Source organism: Brachybacterium sp. (assembly GCF_036379615.1).
Taxonomy (GTDB): Bacteria; Actinomycetota; Actinomycetes; order Actinomycetales; family Dermabacteraceae; genus Brachybacterium.
Genome location: NZ_DASVGJ010000047.1, coordinates 59,323 through 81,829, shown reverse-complemented (window position 1 = coordinate 81,829; position 22,507 = coordinate 59,323). Strand labels below are relative to the sequence as shown.

At 69.7% G+C, this 22,507-nt stretch carries 16 protein-coding genes and 1 pseudogene; 6 read left to right on the top strand and 11 right to left on the bottom strand.

Annotated features, from left to right (window positions below; translation table 11 throughout):
• Nucleotides 1-47: 47 nt before the first annotated feature.
• From VF289_RS08995 to VF289_RS08955, 9 genes are all read right to left on the bottom strand, one after another.
• Nucleotides 48-1,724: an ABC transporter substrate-binding protein gene (locus tag VF289_RS08995; RefSeq protein ID WP_330883241.1), complete on the bottom strand. Its 1,677-nt coding sequence runs from the start codon at nt 1,722-1,724 to the stop codon at nt 48-50.
• 111 nt (nt 1,725-1,835) lie between these two features.
• Nucleotides 1,836-2,789, bottom strand: a complete 954-nt coding sequence (locus VF289_RS08990) for an ABC transporter permease (protein ID WP_330883239.1) — start codon at nt 2,787-2,789, stop codon at nt 1,836-1,838.
• Between the two features lie 10 nt (nt 2,790-2,799).
• A complete protein-coding gene (locus VF289_RS08985; RefSeq protein ID WP_330883237.1) occupies nt 2,800-3,912 on the bottom strand; it encodes an ABC transporter permease in 1,113 nt (370 codons plus the stop codon).
• 399 nt (nt 3,913-4,311) lie between these two features.
• On the bottom strand, nt 4,312-6,183 hold the full coding sequence (locus VF289_RS08980) for a beta-galactosidase family protein (protein ID WP_330883235.1): 1,872 nt from the start codon (nt 6,181-6,183) through the stop codon (nt 4,312-4,314).
• A gap of 70 nt (nt 6,184-6,253) precedes the next feature.
• Nucleotides 6,254-7,984 carry an ABC transporter ATP-binding protein gene (locus VF289_RS08975; protein ID WP_330883233.1) on the bottom strand — a complete coding sequence of 577 codons (1,731 nt, stop codon included), beginning with the start codon at nt 7,982-7,984 and terminating at the stop codon, nt 6,254-6,256.
• A 198-nt stretch (nt 7,985-8,182) separates the two neighbouring features.
• Complete coding sequence (locus VF289_RS08970) at nt 8,183-9,580, bottom strand: serpin family protein (RefSeq protein ID WP_330883231.1); 1,398 nt, start codon at nt 9,578-9,580, stop codon at nt 8,183-8,185.
• Nucleotides 9,581-9,731: 151 nt separating this feature from the next.
• Nucleotides 9,732-10,667 (bottom strand): carbohydrate ABC transporter permease, encoded by a 936-nt coding sequence (locus VF289_RS08965; RefSeq protein WP_330883229.1) that lies wholly within the window; start codon nt 10,665-10,667, stop codon nt 9,732-9,734.
• Complete coding sequence (locus VF289_RS08960; RefSeq protein ID WP_330883227.1) at nt 10,664-11,548, bottom strand: sugar ABC transporter permease; 885 nt, start codon at nt 11,546-11,548, stop codon at nt 10,664-10,666. The genes VF289_RS08965 and VF289_RS08960 overlap by 4 nt, the downstream gene beginning before the upstream one ends.
• Complete coding sequence (locus VF289_RS08955) at nt 11,545-12,879, bottom strand: extracellular solute-binding protein (protein WP_330883226.1); 1,335 nt, start codon at nt 12,877-12,879, stop codon at nt 11,545-11,547. Before VF289_RS08955 ends, VF289_RS08960 begins: the two co-directional genes overlap by 4 nt.
• Nucleotides 12,880-13,175: 296 nt before the next feature.
• Here VF289_RS08955 and VF289_RS08950 point away from each other — a divergent pair, with 296 nt between their 5' ends.
• The 3 genes from VF289_RS08950 (at nt 13,176) to VF289_RS08940 (ending at nt 16,887) form a co-directional block, all read left to right on the top strand.
• Entirely contained in the window at nt 13,176-14,873 is a 1,698-nt protein-coding gene (locus VF289_RS08950; protein ID WP_330883224.1) for a sodium:solute symporter family protein, read from the top strand.
• A gap of 22 nt (nt 14,874-14,895) precedes the next feature.
• Complete coding sequence (locus VF289_RS08945) at nt 14,896-15,255, top strand: hypothetical protein (protein WP_330883222.1); 360 nt, start codon at nt 14,896-14,898, stop codon at nt 15,253-15,255.
• A gap of 78 nt (nt 15,256-15,333) precedes the next feature.
• Nucleotides 15,334-16,887 (top strand): S10 family peptidase, encoded by a 1,554-nt coding sequence (locus VF289_RS08940; RefSeq protein WP_330883220.1) that lies wholly within the window; start codon nt 15,334-15,336, stop codon nt 16,885-16,887.
• Between the two features lie 170 nt (nt 16,888-17,057).
• On the opposite strand, the gene VF289_RS19585 is transcribed toward VF289_RS08940, so the two are convergent.
• Entirely contained in the window at nt 17,058-17,807 is a 750-nt protein-coding gene (locus VF289_RS19585) for an FAD-dependent oxidoreductase (RefSeq protein WP_414644462.1), read from the bottom strand.
• A gap of 83 nt (nt 17,808-17,890) precedes the next feature.
• A pseudogene (locus tag VF289_RS19580) lies at nt 17,891-18,088 on the bottom strand (FAD-dependent oxidoreductase); the annotation flags it as partial.
• Between the two features lie 177 nt (nt 18,089-18,265).
• Between VF289_RS19580 and VF289_RS08930 the strand changes: the two are divergent.
• The 3 genes from VF289_RS08930 (at nt 18,266) to VF289_RS08920 (ending at nt 22,446) form a co-directional block, all read left to right on the top strand.
• Complete coding sequence (locus VF289_RS08930; protein ID WP_330883218.1) at nt 18,266-20,191, top strand: glycoside hydrolase family 15 protein; 1,926 nt, start codon at nt 18,266-18,268, stop codon at nt 20,189-20,191.
• A gap of 358 nt (nt 20,192-20,549) precedes the next feature.
• On the top strand, nt 20,550-21,488 hold the full coding sequence (locus VF289_RS08925; RefSeq protein ID WP_330883216.1) for a sugar ABC transporter permease: 939 nt from the start codon (nt 20,550-20,552) through the stop codon (nt 21,486-21,488).
• 13 nt (nt 21,489-21,501) lie between these two features.
• Nucleotides 21,502-22,446, top strand: a complete 945-nt coding sequence (locus VF289_RS08920; protein ID WP_330883214.1) for a carbohydrate ABC transporter permease — start codon at nt 21,502-21,504, stop codon at nt 22,444-22,446.
• Nucleotides 22,447-22,507 lie beyond the last annotated feature (61 nt).

Genomic DNA, 22,507 nt, shown 5'->3' with positions numbered 1-22,507 from the left:
CTCGGGACGATGGTGCGGCGGGCGGGCAGTGCGGTGGGCGGGCGGGGTCAGCCCGTGGGGGACAGGGTCGACATGGTCTGCCAGCCCTCGGGACCGTAGGGCCGCGGGATGATGTCGCCCTCCCCGAGGGGCATCGGCGGGAACCCCTCGAAGTTGCGTCCGCTCGCCTCGAGGAAGGAGGCCGAGGGGTTGAACGGCCCGCAGTAGCACTCCTCGACGACGATCTCCTGCATCTGCTGGCTGAGGTCGACGAGCTTCGCCTCGTCGTACTCGACCTTCGAGGCGTTCAGCAGTTCGTCGAGCTCGGGGTTCTTCACCCGCCCGTAGTTGGCCGCGCTCGACTCCCCGACGGGCAGGGCGTTGTCCGAGTGCCAGTCCGCGTACACGGCCGAGAGGTGCGGCCCGCCGCCCACCCACGACATGCCGATCTCGAACTCGCCGGTGGCGAACTGGTCCCAGATCTGGGCGTCCGGGATCTTCAGGATCGACACGTCCAGGCCCAGCACGTCCTTCAGCTGCGCCTTCACGCCGTCGGACCAGGTGGCCCAGTTGACGTAGTCGGCGACCGTCTTGAAGGAGATCGGGTAGGTCTTCCCGTCCTTGACCAGCTTCCCGCCCTCGACGCTCCAGCCGCCGTCGGACAGGTGCTTCTTCGCGGCCTCGGCATCGGCGGCGTGCGGGGCGCGGTACTCCTCGAGCACGGCCTCGCCGAAGACCTTCTCGTCCATGGTGGTGGGGCTGGTGGAGAGCAGACCGATGTCGAACAGGGAGTGGATCTGGTCGGTGTCCAGCGCCGCGTAGACGGCGTTGCGCACGTGCTTGTCGTCGAACGGTGCCTTGGCGGTGTTGAAGATGAGGCTCTCGGAGCCCACCAGCTCCACCGTCCAGTAGTGATTGCCCTCGGCGACGACGGTCTCCTCGGCGTTCTGCAGCGACAGCGTGGCCATGTCCATCGTGCCCTGCAGGATCATCGACTTGCCGATCTCCGGGCTGCCGTAGGGCACCCAGTTCACGGTTCCGATGTGCTCCCAGGCGCCCATGAAGTGGTCCTCGCGCACGCTCAGGGAGACCCGCTGCGGCGAGAACGACGCCACGGTCAGCGGGGAGGAGGTGACCGGCTCGGCGTTGGTGAACGTCGCGAGGTCCTCCTTCTCGAAGACGTGCTTGGGGTAGGGCGCGACGACTGCGAGGGTGCGGTCCCCGTTGATGTCCGCGTTCTCCTCGCTCCAGGTGACCTCGGCGACGCGCTCGTCCACGGCGGTGACCTCGAAGTCGTAGGAGGTGACGTTCGCCTTCTGCTTCTCGGCCTGCTGCGGCAGCTCCATCACCGTGTAGACGAGATCGGCGGTGGTGATCTTCTCGCCGTCGGACCAGGTGATGTCGTCGCGGAGGGTCACGGTGGCCTTCCGCGCCTCGGGGTCGAACTCGATGCTCTCGGCGAGCCACGGGGTGATCTCGTACCTGTTGTTCACATCGAGATAGGCCAGCGGGTCGTAGAAGAAGTTCGAGCCGACGACGCCGTCGGTCGGGGAGAACGGGTTGAAGTTCTCGATGAAGGTGGGGCGCGGGCCGAAGGAGTTCACGTTGATCTCGGCCTTCGTGCCCTCACCGCCTCCGGTGCCGCCGCCGTCTCCCCTGTCGAAGCTGCAGCCGGCGGCGATGCCGGTCGCGGCGACGGCGGCGGAGCCGGCGAGGAATGTGCGGCGCGAGGAGCTCGTGGTCATGGTTCCTACCTCTGATTCGTGCGAAGTGATGTGTGGGAAGAACGGGGTGGGGCGGGACGAGGGGCTGGGGAGGGGCCGGGCTCGGCGACCGGGGCGACGGGGAGAGTGCATTCAGGAATCGGCGGAGGCGGTGTCGCGCCGCCCGCTGCGGGCCTGCTCGCGCTGACGCCGGAGGAAGGCGCGGACCACCCTGCGGTTGCCGGTGCGCAGCTTCGGGTTGGTGACCTCGTCGAGCCCGAAGTTCACCATCGCTGTCGCGGTTCCGATGATGGCGATGGCGATGCCTGGCGGGAGGAACCACCACCACCAGCCCAGCGTGAGGGCTCCCTGGTTCTGGGCGTTGGTGATCATGGTTCCCCAGGAGATGACGCCGCCGGTGGAGACGCCGAGGAAGTTCAGACCGGCTTCGGCGAGGATGCCGGCCATGATCGCGGCGAGGAATCGGGCCGAGATGATGCCCAGCAGGTGCGGCATGATCTCGAAGAGGATCAGGCGCCACGTGGACTCCCCGAGCAGCTTGGTCGCCATCGAGAAGTCCCGGCCGCGCAGCGTGAGGGTCTGGGCTCGCATGTACCTGGCCATCCCCGGCCACTCGAAGATGCCGATGAGGAACGCCATCAGCACCCAGCCCATGCCGGCCGAGCCCGGACCTCCGGCGGAGGAGATGTATCCGGCGGCGATCAGGGTCAGTGCGAAGGACGGGATCGTGATGAACACGTTCGTGATCGCGTTGACCACCGTGTCGTACACCCCGCCGATGTACCCGGCCGAGACGCCCAGGATCGCCCCGACCGAGCAGGCCAGCAGCGCGGAGAGCGTGCCCACGGCGAGCGAGCCCCGGGCGCCGGCGACCAGCTGGGAGAGCACGTCCTGGCCCGAGATGGTGGTGCCCATCAGATGGCCGCCCTCACCGGGCGGGGTCGAGGTGTGGTCGTAGTCGACGTCGAGCGGGCCGAAGCCGTAGATCGCGAGGATCAGGTCGCCGAAGATCGCGATGAGGGCGCACAGCCCGAAGACGACCAGGCCCACCTGGACGCGGCGGTTCTGCAGGAATCCGGTGAACATTCTGGGCTCCTCAGTGCGTCTCGGCCGCGCGCGGATCCAGCAGCACGTAGATCGAGTCGGCGATGAAGTTGGCGAGGATCGACGTGAAGGTGAGCATCAGCAGCACCGTCTGCATGACCGGGAAGTCGTGTCCGGTGATGGAGGTCTGCAGCAGATACCCCATGCCGGGATACGTGAACACGGCCTCGATGAGGACCGCGCCGGCGATCACGCCGCCGATCGCCATCGCCAGGCCTGTCACGTTCGGCAGCAGTGCGTTGCGGGCGGCATAGCCGAACAGGACCTTCCGCTCAGGCAGCCCCTTCGCGCGGGCCATCAGCACGTAGTCCTCGGTGACGGTCGCGACCATGACGTTGCGCATCGAGAACAGCCAGCCGTTGAAGCCGATGAAGATCAGCGCGCCCATCGGCAGCGCGCCGTAGAAGAACACGCTGGCCAGGAAGTACACGTTGTTGATCTGCATCGGGACGGAGGCGTCGTAGCCGCCGGCGACGGGGAACCACTCGAACTGGATCGAGAGGATCCACAGCAGCACCAGCGCGATCCAGAAGCCCGGGAACGCATGGAAGAAGGTGGACAGCGGCGCGAACCAGGAGTCGAATCGGCTGCCGGGCCGCCACCCCATCACGGCCCCGAGCACCGTGCCGATGATCCAGGCGACGATCGTGCTGACGCCGATGAGGAACAGCGTCCAGGGCAGCGCCTGCAGCACGATCTCGGAGACCGGGGTCGGGTAATGAGCGGTGGAGACGCCGAAGTCGAAGCGGAACACGCTACCCCAATAGGCGAAGTACTGCTGGACCAGGTTATCGGTGGGATCGCCGTAGAGGCGCTGCACGGCGTCGACCTGGGACGCGGTGGGCGGCTCGCCGGTGGTCTGGCGGATGCGCCGCAGCACTGCTTCGGCCGGGTCCCCCGGCATGAAGCGCGGGATGACGAAGTTCAACGTCACCGCGGCCCAGATGACCACCAGATAGCTGCCGACCCGGCGGAGGAAGTACGCGCCGCGCCCGCTCCCCCGGCGACGGCGCAGAAGGCCCTTGGCGCCGACGATCCCGGAGTCCGGGCGCAGCGGCTCCTCGAGCGGCACCTCGCGACGACCGGTCGCCGTCGGCTGGCTCATCACTGGGGCTCCCTGGGGGTCATCCGCTCACGGCCCATCGTCTGCGCTCCGCTTCGTCGGGGGTCTGCCGTGCGATCTCCGGGATCCTCCGGCCCGACGGGAGGGGTTCTCGTCGGCCCGGCTGCTCGAGTGGGGTCTCGGCGTCGAGTCCACATCGTGCGTGTGCAGGAGATCACACATGCAAATGGTTTTACGAAGACTAGGGCCGAAGTGCCCGTTGGTCAATCTCCGCACGCCCCGCGAACGGGTCGACATCGATTCGTGACCTGAGGTGCTCCGAGGTGGCGCGCAGGCACGCTGGTGCCGCAGGCACGCTGGCGCTGCAGGCGCGCTGTCGCGCGCAGGCACTGCTCGGGCTCGCGCGCCCGCGTGACTCAGCGGACGGCGCGCCCGCGCTGCTCAGCGGTCGGTGCGCCCGAAGGCGTGCTCCTCGGCGAGCGCGAGGCGTCGCGGGACCTTCTCGAGGTCCAGCAGCAGCACCTCGTTGCGCCCCTGGCGCACCAGCGGCGCAGGGACGTAGAGGGTCTGCTGGGGGCCGATGCTCCAGTAGCGGCCCACGCAGAATCCGTTGACGTAGGCGACCCCGTGGCCGGCGCCGGAGACGTCGAGGAAGGTGTCCGCGGGTGCGGCAGCCTCGAAAGAGGCACCGACCAGCACCGGCAGGGACTCGGCATCCGGCGCGCCCTCACAGGCCGGGGCCTGGGCCAGCAGCGCCGCGAGCTCCTCCCCCATCTCCTCGAGCGGCCAGGCATCGGCCTCCCAGTCGTTGAGGAAGCGGATCGCCTGCCAGACCCCGCCGAGGATGCCCTTGCGCTCCCCGAGCCGGGGGCCGAAGTTCACCCGGCCCAGGTTCTCCACCAGGATCTCCACCCGCACTGTGCGGCGACCGCCGTCCGGCAGCAGGCGGTCTGCGAAGGGGGTCAGCTCGATCGTGGCGGGGTCGGTCTCGTGCTGCTCGTTCCCGACCACACCTGCGGCGCCGACGGGGATCCCGTCGACGTACACCCAGGCGCGATCGTGCAGGTCATAGAGCTTCAGCGGGGAGATCACGGACCGGCCGTCGCGATCGGCGGCGGCGATCTCGATCTCGCGGGTGAGACGCAGCAGGCCGCGCTCGAGCCCGATGTCCTCGAAGGCGGGCGGCACCGGGTGCAGCGCGGCGGGGCGGGTGAAGCGCTCGGTGCCGCGTAGGGAGGCGACCTTCTCGATGCTCACCTCGGCGGCGGGCAGGGTGGACGGGGCGGCGAGCAGGCCCAGCTGCGCGAGATGCTCCTCGAGCGGGGGCAGCTCCCGGTGGCGGGCGATCACCTCGCGGAAGGCGCGGAACTTCTCGGTGAGCGCACCGTTCTCGGCGATCGGGGCGTCGTAGTCGTAGCTGGTGGTGGTGGGCTGCAGCGCGCCGTCGTGGTTCGCCCCGGCGCGCAGGCCGAAGTTGGTGCCGCCGTGGGCCATGTAGAAGTTCACGCTCATGCCACGGCCCAGCATGTCCGCGAGCTCCCCGGCCGCCTCGCCGCCGGTGCGCTCGTGATGCTCCTCGCCCCAGTGGTCGAACCAGCCGTTCCAGAACTCCATGCACATCTGCGGCTGGCCGGGAAGCTCTTCCTCGGCCATCGCCAGGACCTCCAGCGCACGGGAGCCGAAGTTCACCGTCGCCAGCGCCCCGTCGACCGTGCCGCCGGTGAGCCACATCCGCGCCGGGCCGTCGGAGGTCACCAGCAGCTCGTCGATGCCGCGGGCGATCAGCCCGTCGCGCAGGTGGGCGAGGTAGATGCTGTCGTCGCCGAAGCTGCCGTACTCGTTCTCCACCTGGACCATCACCACGTTGCCGCCGCGGGATGCCTGCCGCTCGGTGATCACGGGGATCAGCTGGTCGAACCAGGCGTCGACCAGCTCGAGGTAGCGGGCGTCGCGGTGGCGCAGGCGCAGGTTGCGGTCACCGAGGATCCAGCCGGGGAATCCTCCGTTCTCCCATTCGGCGCAGATGTACGGGCCGGGGCGCACGATCGCGTCGAGCCCCTCCTCGGCGGCGAGGTCGAGGAAGCGCCCGAGGTCCGCGATCCCCTCGAAGGTGGTGACCTCCCGTGCGGGCTGGTGCACGTTCCAGGCCACGTAGGTCTCCACGGTGTTGCAGCCCATGGCGACCAGTCGGCGCAGTCGGTCGCGCCACTGCTCGGGGTGGACCCGGAAGTAGTGGAGCGCACCGGAGATCACCAGGTGCGGCTCCCCGGCGCGCAGGAATCCCTCGTGGGTGGGGCGGAGCAGGGCGGGCATCGTCGGACGTCCTCTCGTGTGAAACGTATTGCACCAGTGTGTCAGGTGCGGCGGGCCCGCGGCACGTGCCTCACCCTGCCTGTTCGGCGAAGATCTCGCTGAACCGGCCGCCCGTGGCGAGCAGCTCGTCGTACCGGCCCCGTTCGACGACCCGACCCTCGTCGACCACGAGGATCTCGTCCATACCGCGCAGGGTCCAGGCCCGGTGGGAGACGACGATCGTGATGCGCTCCGCCTTCGAGCGCTGCAGCTCGCGGAAGATGTCCTGCTCGGCCTCGGCGTCGATCGCGCTGGTGGGCTCGTCGAGGATCCAGATCGGTGCGGCGCGCAGGTGGATGCGGGCCAGCGAGATCCGCTGCCACTGCCCGCCGGAGAGCCCCACGCCACCCTCCCACTGCGAGCCCAGCTGCTGGTCCAGACCGTTCTCGAAGCCGCGCACCATGCGGGCAGCATTCGCCGCCTCGAGCGCCGCCCACAGCTCCTCATCGGTGACGTCGGTGCGCGGGGTGCCCAGCTGGAGCGACTCCCGCACCGTGAGCTCGTACCGGCCGAACTCCTGGGTGAGGGTGCCGAAGTGCCCCACCCACTCCTGGAACGGCATGTCCGCGCGGGTGCGGCCATCGATCGAGATCGTGCCGACCTCAGGATCCAGCGTCCCCACGATCGCATTGACGGAGGTGGTCTTGCCGGCACCGTTCACACCCACCAGCGCGACGATGCTGCCCTTGTCGATCCGCAGGTCGAGCCCCACCAGCGAGGGATCGTCCTTGCCGGGGTAGGTGTGGGAGACGCCGACGACCACGAGCGAGCCGGCGCCGGCCGGGGTCACCGGTCCGTGCTCCTCGCGGCGCATGGCCAGGAGCTTGAGATACCGCTCGAAGGGTGCGCCGCCTTCGACGATGTGCCCGAGGTTCGATCCCAGGGAGCCGACGGCCGCCATCGCGGCCATCACGCCGTAGACCCCGCCCGCTGCGGCGGGGCCGTAGTTCACGCCGACGATGAGGGCGGCGAGCGCACCCGCGAGCAGCAGCGAGGTCGCCGCGCCGGCGAGCAGCCGCCAGGAGAGCATCGGCAGGTAGGTCTGCGCCTTGCGCTCGGTGATCCGGCCGACGGTCGCCGAGACCTTCTCCGAGATCTGCCCGGTGGCGCCGAGGGAGGTCAGCTCGATCGAGGGGGCGGTGGTGACCAGGTGCTGGTGGAGATACCGGGAGCGCCAGTAGAGCTTGCCGACGTCATCCCACATCCGGGAGCTGATGCGGGTGATGCGTTGGGAGGCGATGAGCATCGGGGCGAGGGAGATGAGCACGAACACGGCGGCGAGCGGGCTCATCGTGGCGAGGGTGAGGAACACTCCGACCACCGACAGGATGTCGCGCAGCAGGCTCAGCACGAACGGATAGAGGAAGGCGAGCTCGTCCTCGGCGGCCTTGTTGCCGGCCTCGATGTCCGCCGCGGCCGCCGCATCTGCCAGCACGGTGGGAGGCAGGGTCGCGAGAGCCGAGGCGACCTCCTGCTTGGACCGGAGGCCGATGAGGTCCACGACCCGCCACTGCAGAGTCCCGGCGATCGCCTCGACCGGACCGGTGAAGGCGATCAGCAGCACGAGCCCGGCGAAGGGAGCGGCGACGTCCGCGAAGGCGGCCGCCCCGGTCAGGGTGCGCACGAAATCCGCCATGAGGATCACCTGCAGCGAGGGCACGGCCGCGACCAGCAGCCCCAGGGCCACGGCCGCGAGCACCATGCGCGGCGCCGCGGCCCAGCCCTGCCTGATGCTCCATGCCCCCACCGCGAAGATCCCCATCGGACAAACCTTTCACACGGGTCCGACATCCGCACCGTCTTTGTCGCGATCGCCCTCGAGGCGCAGCAGGCAGTGCCAGCAGGCGGAGCCGACAGACAGTGCCAGCAGGCGGAACCGGCAGACAGAGCGGACAGACAGGGCCGGCAGGCAGGGCCGACGGTGCAGAGCCGACGCGCAGGGCGACGCGGCCCGCACGGTTCAGCGGGTCTGCGTCGGATCCCCGATCCACCCGACCACCAGCGGGGCGAGGGTGCTGCGCTCGTAGGCGACGACCAGGAACGGGGCATCGAGCACGAGCTCCTGCTCGAGCACCGGGGCGGAGGTCTCGCCCACCCCCACGGCGGTCGCCGCGGCGGCCTCCATCCCGTTCTCGTCGATCGTGATCACGGCCTTCTGCACGATCTCGTCGATCACCAGGTCCGTCTGCCCGGTCACGCCCGAGAAGTCGGCGGCGCCGGAGAAGGCGTCGGTCATGCCGAGCCCCTCGAGGAGCTCCTTGAGGGAGGCCTCCCAGCCGATGTCGAACGAGGGCACGCTCAGCTGGGTGGTCGCCGTCGAGTCCTCGAGGCCGGCCAGCAGCGCCGCGAGTCCCGCGTCGGGGTCCTCGGCGCCGTCGGACCAGGCCGCGAGCACCTCGGCGAGCTCACCGGTGGGCTGCACGAGAGCGAGCGCGAGGTCCTCGCCGTAGGTGTCCAGGGAGGTGGCGCGGCACACCTCGTCCTCGTACCAGGTGCGGGTGCCGCCCTGGAGCATCTCGCAGCTGAGCTCCTCGCCGTCGGCCGTGGTGAACCGGCCACCGGCAGTGGTCAGCGGCTCCGGCCAGGCCGCCTTGAGATGGAGAGCATTGACCAGGACCAGTCGGGTGGTGGGCCGCAGGAATCCCTCCATGAGCAGCTCCTCGATGAGTCCGTCGGTGGACTCGGCGACCCAGCCGTTGATCTCCTCGCGGGCGGCGGCCCGCTCCGCCTCATCGACGAAGTCCGCCTCGTGCACCCCGCTGCCGAACCAGGTCGCGAGGTCCTCGAGGTAGGACTGCTCGACCTCGACGCCCTCCTGCAGCCAGGTGCCGTTCACGAGCGAGGCACGGGCGGGTTCCGGGCGCTCCTCGTCCGCGACCTCGCGCTCCTGCTCGCCGACGGCGGCGAGCACGCTCGAGAGCGTGTTCCCACTCGCCGCCAGCTCGTCCATGCTCTCGCCGAGGACGCCCTCCATCTGCGCGAGCGTCTCACCCGCCGCGCCCATCCCGATCATCGCGAGCGCCACCTGGGCGGACAGCGGCGAGCAGATGACGTTGATGTCCGCACGGTCCACTGCACCCAGCATCCGAGCGGTGAAGGGGACCACCAGCTCCCCGGCCCCCTCGGCGGGTCCCGGGTCGGCTCGCGGCACCTCGGCGCGGAGGTCGGGGGCGGCGCCGCCGTCTCCGTCCTCCTCGCCGCAGGCGCTCAGACCGAGAGCGAGGGCCGGGAGCAGGGCGCCGAGCCCGAGCACCGGCCGGCGGCCCAGCTGGTCACGGCGCGGGAGGCGGTCGGGGGCCGGGGCGGGAGCGGACAGCTCCGGGCCGATGGTCGCGTGGTCGGGAAGCGCGGGCGTCATGTGCTCATCGAAGTCGTCCTGCAGGCCGCGCGCAAGGGGCCGCCGCGCGACGGGGGCGGTGCAAGGGGGCGGTGCGAGAGAGCGACACGAGAGAGCGGCACGCTCTGCCCGTGAAGACAGAGCGTGCCGCCCATCGCTGGCCGCCTGCGGGTCAGCCCTTGACCGACCCCTCCGTCAGGCCGCCGCGCCAGAAGCGCTGCAGCACCAGGATGAGGATCGCCAGCGGGATCACCGACAGCAGGGCGCCGGTGGTGGTGAGCTGGTAGAACTCCGGCAGGCGATCGGTCTGGGCCCGCCAGTTGTCCAGGCCCAGGGTGATCGGGTACAGCCGCTCGTCGGCGAGCATGACCAGCGGGAGCATGTAGTTGTTCCAGATCGCGACGAACTGGAACAGCAGGATGGTCACGATCGCCGGGGTCAGCTGCGGCAGGGCGAGGCGATGGAACAGTCCCAGTTCGCCCACGCCGTCCAGCCGGCCCGCCTCGAGCATCTCGTCGGGCACCGCGGCGCTCGCGTAGATCGAGGCCAGGAACAGTCCGAAGGGGCTCACCAGCGAGGGGATCAGCACCGCCCAGTAGGTGTTGGTGATCCCGATCGAGGAGAACAGGAAGAACAGCGGCAGGGCCACGGCGGTGCCGGGGACCAGCACGCCGCCCAGCACCAGGCCGTAGACGAACTTCCGCCCCGGGAAGCGGTACTTGGCCAGGGCGTACCCCGCGGCGGCCGCGAAGTAGGTGGCCAGCACGGAGCCGATCCCGGAGTAGACCAGCGAGTTCAGCCCCCAGCGCGGGAAGATCCCGTTGTTGGCGGTGAGCACGGACGTGATGTTCTCCCACAGCTGGAAGTCCTCGCCGAACCAGAACCCGCTGGTGCCGAAGAGGTCCTCGGTGGACTTGGTGGCGTTGATGACCACCCAGTACACCGGCACCAGGAAGTACAGCGCGACGATCACCAGGATCGCGGTGACGATGATCGTGGTGGTCGGCCTGCGACCGGCGTCCCGGGCACCGGCGCGGGAGTCGGTGGCCCGTTCCTTGCGGCGACGCGGGGTGGGCGCGGGGGGCGCGGGGGTCTCGAGGGCGCTCATCGACGCTTCTCCGTCCAGTTCGAGATTCCCAGCGCGATCGCCGAGAGGAGGAAGGCTGCCAGGGCGATGATCACGGACTGCGCCGCGGCCATGCCGATGTCGTTGTACTGGAACGCGAAGGCGTAGGCCGCCATGTTCGGGGTGTACTCCGAGGTGATGCCGGCGCTCATGGTCTGCAGCAGTCGCGGTTCGGCGAACAGCTGCAGGGTGCCGATGATCGAGAAGATGATCGTGAGCATCAGGGCCGGGCGGATCAGCGGCAGCTGGATCGCCATCGCCACCCGGAAGGAGGACGCGCCGTCGATCTTCGCGGCCTCGTACAGCTCACCGGGGATCGACTTCAGCTGCGCGATGATGATGAGCATGTTGTAGCCGGTGTAGGTCCAGGTCACGATGTTCGCGATGGACCACAGCACCATGTTCGGGCCGAGGAAGTCGACGTTGATCCCGACCACCTGCAGCACGTCCACGATCGGTGAGAGGCCGGGGATGTACAGGAAGGACCACAGGATCGTGGCGATCACGCCGGGGATGCCGTAGGGCAGGAAGTAGGTGGCGCGGAAGAAGCCGGGCCATTTCGCCGACGCGCTCTCGAGCAGCAGCGCGAGCACCGTCGCGGCGACGATCATGACGGTCACCTGCACGATGCCGAACAGGATCATGCGCCCGATGGACGCGATGAAGTTCGCGTTCGACAGCGCTGCGACGTAGTTGTCGAACCAGGCGAAGGAGTTGGTCAGGCCGGCCTCGCCGAGCAGACCGTGGCGCTGCACCGAGGTGAAGCTGTAGCCGATCGCCATGAAGATCGGGATGATCATCGTCCCGATGAACACCACCAGGAAGGGTGCCAGCAGCACCCAGGGAGCCGTCTTGTGGTTCATCGCGCCTCCTCCGCATCCAGGCCCATGTCCCGCATGATCTTCACGATCTCCTGCTGGGAGTTCTCGAGCATCGCGACCATCGTGCTGCCGCCGGCGACGGCCTGGGTGAAGCCGTCCCCGATGATGGCCTGCGCACGCTGCATCATCGGCGCCCAGGTCCAGTCGAGGTTCTGTCCCTCGGCCATGGGCACGATGATCTCTTCGTTGTAGTTCTGTCCGGAGAAGAACTCGGAGGGCTGCTGGCGGACCTCTCCGATGTAGTCCTTGGCCGGGGACCAGCCGATGCCGGAGTACTCGATCATCGCGTCGATGCCCGCGGGGTCGGTGCACATCCAGGTGAGGAACTCGAGCGCCTCGATGGGGTGCTTGCTGGTGGAGAGCACCGCGGCCGACGAACCACCATGGCCGCCGGAGGCGTAGCCGTCCTCCCAGCGCGGCATGGGCGCCACGCCCCACTTCCCGGAGCCGCCGGGGACGGACTCGGTGAGCGCGTCGGACCAGGAGCCGCTGATGGAGGCGAGCACATTGCCCTCGCCTGCCGCCGCGTACCAGGGGGTGGTGTAGGAGCCGTAGCCGGTGCCGATGATCCCGTCGGCCAGGATCCCGTCCCAGAACTCGGCCATCCGCATCGACGGCTCCCCGAGCATGTCGACGATCCAGCCGTCACCCTCGGGGCGGAACCAGACGGCGCCGCTCTGCATGGCCCAGGCGATGGGGTGGGAGCCGTCGGAGGGGTCGAGGCTGATGAGGTTCTTGCCGGCCTCGGAGACCGCACCCGCGACCTCCCGGAACGCGTCCCAGGTGGCGGGCGGCTCCAGTCCCAGCTCCTCCTCGAGCACCTCGCGGTTGTAGAAGGTGGCCACCGGGCCGGTGTCCTGCGGGACCGCCCAGTAGGAGTCCCCCACCTGAGCCTGCGCGACCGCGCCGGGGTCGAAGGTGTCGGCGATGTCCGCGAAGCCGTAGCGGGTGAGGTCGGTGAGCGCACCGGCGAGGGCGAACTCGGGGACCTGCCGCAGCTCCACCTGGGCGATGTCCGGGCCGCCGCCGGCGGCGACCGCGGAGAGGATCTTGGCGTAGCCGCCGGAGTTGCCCCCGGGGATCCAGGTGGTCTCGACCGTGATCCGATCCTGGGACTCGTTGAAGACCGCGGCGACCTTGTCCAGGTCCTTGAGCCACGCCCAGTAGCTGAGGGTCACAGGGCCCTCGCTGGGCGGGATCGCGGCCTCGGCGTTGACGTTGCCGGGGTTCGGGGGCGCACAGGCGGCCAGGCCGGCCGCCAGCGCGGCTCCGCCTCCCACCAACGCCGATCGTCGTGACACAGGTGACTTCATCGTTCTCCTCATCGGTACTCGTCCTCGAGCTCGCACGGTCTGACGACTATTAGGTGCAGCGCACTATTCTGGCACGCCCGCGCCGCCGACGAGACACCGGTCACGCCTCGGACGGTCCAGGGCCATCGCCCCTGCGCGGCGGCCACCATCATCGCAGCCTGCTCCCTCCGGCGCGGGCGACGCCACCCGCACGCGGTGGTAGTGTCCCGCCGTCGGTGAAGCTGCCGCACGCCTCGTCACGGGTGCTGTGCGCACGCCGAGGCTCCCCTCCTCATTCCCCAAGGAGAACGTCTCCTATGGTCGACCTCCGCCTCGATGCCCAGTGGATCGACTACGCGATCATCGCGTTGTACTTCGTGTTCGTCCTCGGTGTGGGGTGGTACGCCAAGCGTGGCGTCTCCACCTCGATCGAGTTCTTCCTCTCCGGCCGTTCCCTGCCCGCCTGGGTCACCGGCCTCGCCTTCATCTCCGCGAACCTCGGCGCCGTCGAGATCATGGGGATGTCCGCCACCGGCGCCCAGCTGGGCCTGCCCACCATGCACTACTTCTGGGTGGGCGCGATCCCGGCCATGCTGTTCCTCGGCGTGGTGATGATGCCCTTCTACTACGGCTCGAAGGTGCGCAGCGTCCCCGAGTTCATGCGCATGCGCTTCGGCACCGGGGCGCACCTGATCAACGCGATCTCCTTCGCGGTCGCACAGCTGCTGATCGCCGGCGTGAACCTCTCGCTGCTGGCCACGATCGTGAACCGCCTGCTGGGCTGGCCGATGTGGGTGGGACTCGTGCTCGCCGCTGCGTTCGTGCTGTTCTACATCACCGTCGGCGGTCTCTCCGCCGCGATCTACAACGAGGTGCTGCAGTTCTTCGTGATCGTCGCGGCGCTGCTGCCGCTGACCCTCATCGGCCTGCACCGTGTGGGCGGCTGGAGCGGCCTCAAGGAGAGCGTCTCGGCCGACGGGATGCTCGGTGAGCAGCAGCTCAGCTCCTGGCCCGGCACCGCCCTCTCCGGCTTCGACAGCCCGATCCTCTCCGTGGTGGGCATCGTGTTCGGCCTCGGCTTCGTGCTCTCCTTCGGCTACTGGACCACGAACTTCGTCGAGGTCCAGCGCGCGATGGCCTCCAAGTCCATCACCGCCGCGAGGATGACCCCGATCATCGGCGCCTTCCCGAAGATGTTCATCCCGTTCATCGTGATCGTGCCGGGCATGATCGCCGCCGTGCTGGTGAACGAGCTCGCGGACTTCAAGAAGTACGACTTCGAGGGCAACGCCGAGGGTGCCGCCGCCACCGGCGTCACCTACAACGACGCGCTGCTGCTGCTGATGCGGGACGTGCTGCCCAACGGCCTGCTGGGCGTCGCGATCGCGGGCCTGCTGGCCGCGTTCATGGCCGGCATGGCCGCGAACATCTCCGCCTTCAACACGGTGGTCAGCTACGACCTGTACCAGCAGTACGTGAAGAAGGACGCCCCGGACGACCACTACACGAAGGTGGGACGCCTCGCCACGGCCGCCGCCTGCGTGATCGCGATCTTCACCGCGCTGATCGCCGCCTCGTTCTCCAACCTCATGGACTACCTGCAGGCGCTGTTCGGGTTCTTCAACGCCCCGCTGTTCGCCACCTTCATCCTGGGCATGTTCTGGAAGAAGATGACCCCGGCCGCCGGCTGGACCGGCCTCGCGGCAGGCACCCTCTCCGCGGTGGGCCTGTGGTTCGCCAGCGAGTTCGCCGGCGTGTTCGAGCTGCCCGGCCAGGGCCTCGCCTTCGTGTGCGCGGCCACCGCCTTCGTGGTGGACATCGTGGTCTCCGTGGTGGTCACCCAGTTCACCGTCCCGAAGCCAGCGCACGCGCTGAAGGGCCTGGTCTACTCCGAGACCCCGCAGTCGGATCTCGTCGATCCCGACGAGAAGGACCTGCCGATCTGGCGCCGTCCGGTCCCCATGGCGGGCCTCGCCCTGGTCCTGGTCATCCTCCTCAACATCGTGTTCGCCTGAGCCCGGACGGAGAAGAGATCTCATGAGCACTTCCGACAACAGCACCGGCGGCAGCAGCACCGGCCGCGGCACCGGCGGCAGCAGCGGCAACGCCGCAGCCGGCGGCGAGGTCCAGACCGCGGGCGCCTTCGACATCCGCAACTTCATCGGCACCCTGATCGGCCTGTTCGGCGTGATCCTCGTGGTGTGGGGGCTGTTCTTCTTCACCCCCGCGGAGGCGGAGAAGACCGGCGGCGTCAACGCCAACCTGTGGGCGGGCCTGGCCATGGTCGTGGTCGCGATCGCCTTCGTGGTGTGGACGAAGCTCGACCCGATCCGCATGGTCGTGCGGGACAACGAGCCCGGCGCCGAGGAGCCCCACGACATCGCAGCGGTCGACTGACCCGCACCGACCCGGGGCGCGGCGTTCGCCGGTCCACGTAGCATCGTCGTCGACGCCGGATCCGACCAAGGAGCACGTGTGACCGACCAGCCCCGTTCCACCGACACCGCCGCAGGGACCGCCGCCGACCCGTCGGCCGCAGAGAAGCCCGCCGCGCCGACGCCCGAGGACCACCTGGTCACGACCCTCCACTCGCTCTCCCTCCCAGATGGCCCGCTCGACTACACGGCCACCGCCGGCACCGTGGTGCTGAAGGAGGAGCCCGAGGGCGAGGAGTACGGGCGCGGAGCCGCCTATGCGGAGCTGTTCTCCGTCTCCTACGTCGCCCAGGGCACCGACGCCGCCGAGCGCCCGGTGGTGTTCGCCTTCAACGGCGGTCCCGGCGCCTCGACGGTGTGGCTGCATCTGGGCCTGCTGGGCCCGCGCCGGGTCGACTCGGGGGACGCCGGCGCTCCGGCCGCTGCCCCGCACCGTCTGCTGGACAACCACGAGACGGTCCTGAAGGACGCGGACCTGGTGGTCGTCGACGCGATGACCACGGGCTACTCCCGTCCCGCGCCCGGGCAGAAGCCCGCCCGGCACCACGGGCTGACGGAGGATCGCGACCTGATCGCCGCGTTCGTCATCGACTGGCTGACCCGCCATCAGCGCTGGACCTCGCCGCTGTTCCTGGCCGGGGAGTCCTACGGCACCACCCGCGCCTCCGCCGTGGCCGCGCACCTCATGGACCGCTACTACGTGGCCATCGCCGGGATCGCTCTCATCTCGCCGGTGCTCGACTTCGGCACGATCCGCTTCCATCCGGCGAACGATCGCCCCTACGTCCACTACCTGCCCACCTATGCGGCGATCGCGCATGCGCACGGCAAGCACGAGGAGCGGATGCTGCAGGACGTGGTCGACGAGGCCGAGGCCTTCGCCGAGCAGGAGTACCCGGCGCTGCTCGCCGCCGGGCTGCGGCTCGCCCCGGAGCAGAAGCAGGAGGCCGCCGCCCGCATCGGCGCCCTCATCGGCGTGGATCCGGAGTGGGTGGAGAGGGCCGATCTGCGCATCGAGCACATGGCCTTCCTCGCCGAGCTGCTGCGGGATCAGGGCCTGGTCACGGGGCGGATCGACGGCCGCTTCACCGCGCCGGCCGGGGACGGCAACGCCCCGCGCATGGAGACCGATCCGTCGATCGACCAGCTCGCCCCGTCCTACACCGCGGCCATCAACCAGTACCTGCGCGGTGAGCTCGAGTTCTCCTCCGACGTGGTCTACGAGATCATGTCCGGCCGCGTCCACCCCTGGAGCTACAAGGACTTCGAGAACCGTTCCGTCGAGGTCGCCTCGGACCTCTCCCGGCTGCTGCGGAAGTCCCCGCACACCAAGGTGCTGGTCTCCCACGGCTATCACGACGCGGCGACCCCGTTCCATGCCAGCGAGCACGTCCTCGCCCAGCTCGCGATCCCACGCGAGGACTACAGCGAGCGGATCCGCATCGAGTACTACGAGGCCGGGCACATGATGTACTGCCACGAGCCCAGCCGGCTCGCCCTCTCGCAGCACCTCAGCGAGTTCGTCACCGGCGCGGAGCCCGGCGGCACGAAGCGCGGCGGCACGAGCGATGCGGAGCCCGACACCACGCAGTGACCCGCCGCGGCGGCGCAGCACCCCGTCCCCGCACCGCGGCGCAGCATCGCGTCCCAGCACCCCGTCCCCGCACCACGGCGCAGCACCCCGGCAGCGATTCCGCGCTCAGGACCTGTCCGACGCGACGACATAGGTCCTGAGCGCGGAATCGCGCGGACGCGGGCCGCGGCTCACCCGTGGGGCGGGGCGAGCTTCCCGAGCGTCTCATTGAGCGCCTCGGTCGAGGAGGGGTGGGTCCAGATCCCGTCCTTCAGCTGCGTCGCGGTGGCCCCGGTGCGCATCGCGAGGGCGACGAGGTTGATGACCTCCTGCGCGTCGACGTGGAAGAGGCGGGCGCCGAGGATCTGATCGGTGCCGGCGTCGACCACGATCTTCACCAGGCCGCGCGGATCCGCGACGGCCTTCGGGCGGGGCATCGCCTTGATCGTGGCGACCTTCTGCGTGGCGACCAGGATGTCGCGGCCCTCGGCGAGCGCCTCGGTCTCGGTGAGGCCCACGGCCGCGAGCGGCGGAGTGAGAAAGGTGCTGGTGGGCACCGCGACCCGGTCCTCGGTGCTGCGGCTGCCATCGCCCTGGAGCTGGGAGAGGACCACCCGGAAGTCGTCCAGCGACAGGTAGGTCTGCTGCGCACCGCCGTGGACGTCCCCGATCGCGAAGACCCCGTCGGCGCTGGTGCGCAGCTGCGCATCGACCACGATCGCGCCGTGCGCGTCGGTGTCGATCCCGGCGGCTTCGAGACCCAGGCCCTCGGTCGCGGGTCGGCGCCCGGTGGCCAGCAGCACCGCCTCGGCCTCGATCCGCTGCACGCGCCCCTCGGCCCGCTCGACCCCCTCGGCCCTCCCGATCTCCTCGACCTCCGCGACGACCACGGCGGCCGACGGGCCGTCCTCGATCGCCGTCGCCGACGCCTGGTGCAGCACGGTGATCCCATCCCCCCCTGGAGCACCTCGGCGGCGACGTCCTCGTCCTCGCCCGGCAGCAGGCGTTCGCGCCGGTTCAGCACCATCACCTCGGCGCCGTAGCCGGCGAACATGGAGGCGAACTCGAGGCCGATGGGTCCGGCGCCGATCACGACGAGACGCTGCGGGAAGGGCTCCACGTGCTGCAGCGACGTGGAGTCGTGCACGCGCGGGGAGTCCGCACCGGGCAGGTCCGGGCGGGTGGGGACGCAGCCGATGTTGATGCAGGTCCCGCCGTGCATCGTCGCGAACTGCTCGATCATGGCGACGCGGGTGCCGGCGGCCGCGAGCGTGGCTGCGAGGGTCTTGCCGCCCTTGCCCCAGCCGATCACCAGCACATCCAGCGCAAGCTCCGGGGAGTTCTCCATGGCCTCAGCGTGGTCCGCCCCCGGGCAGCGGGCCCGTGATGGACTGTCACCATGTCGAGCCCGCTCATCGAAGACCATGCTCTCCTGTCCGACCAGCGCGCCACCGCGCTCGTGACGCGGGAGGGGGACATCAACTGGCTGTGCCTGCCGCGCTTCGACTCCGGCGCCCTGTTCTGCGCGCTGCTGGGCACCGAGGAGCACGGGCACTGGTCGCTGCGGATCGCCGACGGCGAGGTCCTCTCCCGCCGCTACCTGCCCTCGACGATGGTGCTGGAGACGGTGTGGCGCTCCCCCACCGGCACGGCGACGGTCACCGAGTTCATGCCGATCTCCCTCGGCGGCGAGCAGGGCACCGGCGCGGGCACCGCGGCCGGGCACTCCGATGCCGCGGTGAGCGACGACGGCGGCGAGGGTGAGGCGGCCGGAGCGACGCCGGGCTCAGGCCCCGGCAGCGCCTCCTCCCTCGCCGGTGACGTCGATGACCACGCGGATCTCGTGCGCCAGGTGGAGTGCCACGAGGGGGAGGTCGAGGTGGTCCAGGAGCTGGTGATCCGCTTCGAGTACGGCCAGGCCGTGCCCTGGGTGCGCCGCGGGACCGACGAGGACGGTGCACCGGTGCTGATCGCGGTCGCCGGCGGGGACGGCATCGCCCTGCACGGCCCCGCGCTGAGCGCGCACGGCCGTGCCCACCACGGGGCGCTCCGCCTGCGCGCCGGGGAGAGCGCGGCCTGGGTGCTCACCTGGTTCCCCTCCTGGCAGCAGGTGCCGGCCGCGCCCGAGGTCGACGCCGCACTGGCCGGGACCGTCGCCGAGTGGGCGGACTGGCTCGGCCAGGTGCGGGTCGAGGACGAGTACTCCGAGCCCGTCACCCGCTCCCTGCTGGTGCTGCGGGCGCTCACCCACCGGCGCACCGGCGGCATCATCGCCGCCGCGACCACCAGCCTGCCAGAGGACTTCGGCGGGGTGCGCAACTGGGACTACCGCTTCTGCTGGCTGCGCGATGCGGCTCTCTCGCTCGAGGCGCTGCTCGCCCACGGCCACGTCGACGCGGCCGCGACCTGGCGCGACTGGCTGCTGCGCGCGATCGCCGGGGATCCGGAGCGGCTGCAGATCATGTACTCGATCACCGGGGACCGGAACCTGCCCGAGCAGGAGCTGCCGCACCTGCCCGGCTACGAGGGCTCGGTGCCCGTGCGGATCGGCAACGGCGCCGCCGGCCAGTACCAGGCCGACGTGGTGGGCGAGGTGATGATCGCCCTGGAGGCGATGCGGGAAGCAGGTCTCGAGGAGACGCAGTGGTCCTGGCCGCTGCAGAAGGCGCTGGTCCGCTACACCGAGGACCACCTCGACGATCCCGACCAGGGCATCTGGGAGATGCGCGGCGAGCCGGCGTACTTCACGCACGGACGGGTGATGGTGTGGGCGACCTTCGACCGCGCCGTGACCGCGGTGCACGAGCACGGCCTGCCCGCCACCGAGGAGGAGCTGACGCGGTGGATCCATCTGCGCGACCAGGTGCGCGAGGAGGTCATGGAGCGCGGCGTCGGGGCCGACGGCGCCTTCACCCAGACCTACGGCTCCACCGAGGTCGACGCGTCCCTGCTGCAGATCCCCCACACCGGCTTCCTCCCGACGGACGACCCGCGCATGCTCGCCACCGTCGGCCGCATCGAGCAGGACCTGCGCACCGCGGACGGGCTGATCCTGCGCTACCGCACGCAGGGCCAGGACGGACTGCCCGGGGACGAGCACCCGTTCCTGGTGTGCTGCTTCTGGCTGGTGGAGCAGTACGCCGCCTCCGGGCGACGGGACGACGCCAAGGCCCTCATGAGTCAGCTGCTGGCCTGCGGGAACGACCTGGACCTGTTCGCGGAGGAGTTCGACGGCGGCGCGGGACGGATGGCCGGGAACTTCCCCCAGGCCTTCAGCCACCTGGGCCTGATCCGCGCTGTCGACGCCCTGGCCGCCCCTCGCTGAGCTCGCGCTGCCGGGCCCGCATCGGGTGAGGCGGTGCCCGCCGGACGCACGGCCATGAGCTGGGCGGGGTCCGTCCACCGAGACGCCCATCACGCCCCAGGTCACGACTGGATCGCGAGCAGATGAAGGCTGGCGGGCAACCGGGTGAACGGCACGGGGCCTGCCGGTTTCCGGGCGAGGAGCTCCCGCCATCGCGCCTCCCGGGCGATGTCGCCGATACCCGCTACGCATCTCCTTGACCTGCAGATATGTCGAACATGGGATGCACATCTCGGAGACCGCGGGGGCCCGACAGGACCGCTGGAGCGATGCACAGAGACCCGCCCGGGCTCCCCGCGCCGCGCGTACTGTTCCCCTCGTGACGACCCCTGCGATCCCCGGACTCGAGCGATCGGACTCCTCCCAGGAGCCGATCAAGCGGTCCCGTTCGCTCAACTGGCGCCAGATCGGCCTCGCGACCGCGCTGATCCTGCCGAACATGATCCTGCTGTTCCTGTTCACGTACCGCCCGCTGATCGACAACTTCCGGATCTCCCTCTACAACTGGAACATCTCCTCACCCACGATGAGTTTCGTGGGCCTCGGGAACTACATCGAGTGGTTCACCGACGACACCAGCTGGGAGATCGCCCGCAACACCCTGATCTTCACGCTCGTCGCGGTGATCGGTTCGATGGCGCTGGGGCTCGCGCTCGCGCTGCTGCTGGACCAGCACCTGCGCGGCCGGAACATGGTGCGCACCATCGTGTTCGCGCCGTACGTCATCTCCGGCGCCGCGATCGGCGTCGCCTTCCAGTTCGTGTTCGATCCCGGGTACGGGCTGATCCAGGCACTGCTGGATGCCGTGGGCCTGAACTCCCCGCACTTCTACCAGCACTCCGGCTGGGCGCTGTTCATGATCACGACCACCTACGTGTGGAAGAACCTCGGCTACACCTTCGTGATCTACCTGGCCGCGCTCCAGGGCCGTCGCGCCGATCTCGACGAGGCGGCGGAGATCGACGGCACCCGCGCCGGGCGCAAGTTCTGGCGCGTCACGCTCCCCCAGCTCAAGGGCACCACGTTCTTCCTCTCGGTGACCGTGCTGCTGAACTCGTTCCAGGTGTTCGACGTGATCCAGGTGATGACCCAGGGCGGGCCCTTCGGCACCGGCACCACCACGCTCATCTACCAGGTGTACCAGGAGACCTTCGTGAACAACCGCGCCGGGTTCGGCGCGGCGGTCGCCACGATCATGTTCCTGGTGGTCCTTGTGGTCACGCTGGTCCAGGTCGCGCTGCAGGACAAGCAGGACTAGGGCGGAGGCCACCATGACCATGACCAACGATGCGCAGGCCGTCCTGCCTCCCGCCCCCGGGCTCGAGCCCGGCGAGGCCCCGCAGCTCACCGCCGCCCAGAAGAAGCGCGCCTCCTCCCGCCACCTCGCCTACCAGGGCGGGACCACCGGGAAGCTCCTCGGTTATGCGGGGATGATCGCGGCCGTGCTGCTGTTCTTCGTGCCGCTGTACTTCATCGTGGTCACCTCGCTGAAGACCCACGGCGACATCTACGCGGACCCGATCAGCTGGTTCCCGAACCCCTTCGCCCCGGAGAACTACTCCTACGTGCTCTCCTCGGTACGGTTCGACCGCTACCTGCGCAACTCCCTCATCATCACCTCGATCCTCACCGTGGTGCAGGTGAGTCTGGGCGTGCTGTGCGCCTACGGCTTCTCGTTCCTGCGCTTCCCCGGCCGGAACCTGCTGTTCCTGCTGGTCATCGCCTCGCTGATGGTGCCCAACCAGATCACCGTGATCTCGAACTACGCACTGGTGGCGAGCTGGGGATGGCGCAACACCTTCCAGGGCATCATCGTGCCGCTGGCCGCGGTCGCCTTCGGCACCTTCCTCATGCGCAACCACTTCCTGTCCCTGCCGAAGGAGATCATGGAGGCCGCCGAGCTGGACGGCACCGGCTTCTTCCGCACCCTGTTCCGCGTCGTGCTGCCGATGTCCTGGCCCACCCTGGTCGCCTTCACCCTGATCACCGTGGTCACCGAGTGGAACCAGTACCTCTGGCCGTTCCTCATGTCGGACACCGACGCCGTCGCGCCGCTGCCGATCGGACTGACCCAGCTGCAGGACAACGAGGGCATCACCAACTGGGGTCCGGTCATGGCCGCCACCGTCCTGACCACCGTCCCGATGCTCCTGGTGTTCCTGATCCTGCAGAAGCAGATGATCAAGGGCCTGACGGCCGGGGCCGTCAAGGGCTGATCCGATCCCTGCGCCCTCGACGCCCGGCGCGAACGCGCCCCGCCGACGCACCCTCCGACTC